The organism is Paractinoplanes toevensis (assembly GCF_018332695.1).
Classification (GTDB): Bacteria; Actinomycetota; Actinomycetes; order Mycobacteriales; family Micromonosporaceae; genus Actinoplanes; species Actinoplanes toevensis.
Map to the genome: position 1 here is coordinate 1 of NZ_BOQN01000239.1, position 466 is coordinate 466.

A 466-nucleotide genomic window follows, 5' to 3' on the forward strand; every position below is an offset into this window, starting at 1 on the left:
CGTGTCCCGGGTGCTCAACGGGCACCCGCACGTCTCCGCGACCACCCGCACGCGCGTGCTCGCGGCCATCGCCGAGCTCGGCTACCGGCGGAATCTCTCGGCCCGGGTGCTGGCCACCGGCCGGTCCAACGTGATCGGGGTGGTCGCCCAGAACACCACGCTCTACGGACCCTCCAGCATGGTGCAGGCGATCGGTGAGGCGGCGCTCGGCGCCGACCTGTCGCTCACCGTCGGGCACGTGGCCGGGTACGACGCCACCGCCGCGTCCCGCCGCATCGTCGAACGCCTGGTCCAGCAGGGTGCGGCCGGTCTCGTCTTCATAGCGCCGGTGGACGCCGCCGCCGAGGCGATGCGCCTGGTCCCGGACGGAATCCCGATCGTCACCGTGGACGGCCTGCCCGAGTGGCAGGTCGCCAACGTCTCGGTCGACCAGTACACCGGCGGCCTGCTCGCCACCCGGCACCTG

At 73.2% G+C, this 466-nt stretch carries 1 protein-coding gene; it reads left to right on the forward strand.

Annotated elements, in window-relative coordinates:
- Positions 1–466 (forward strand): LacI family DNA-binding transcriptional regulator (locus Ato02nite_RS50910; protein WP_213013961.1); only part of this gene is annotated, 466 nt, incomplete at both ends.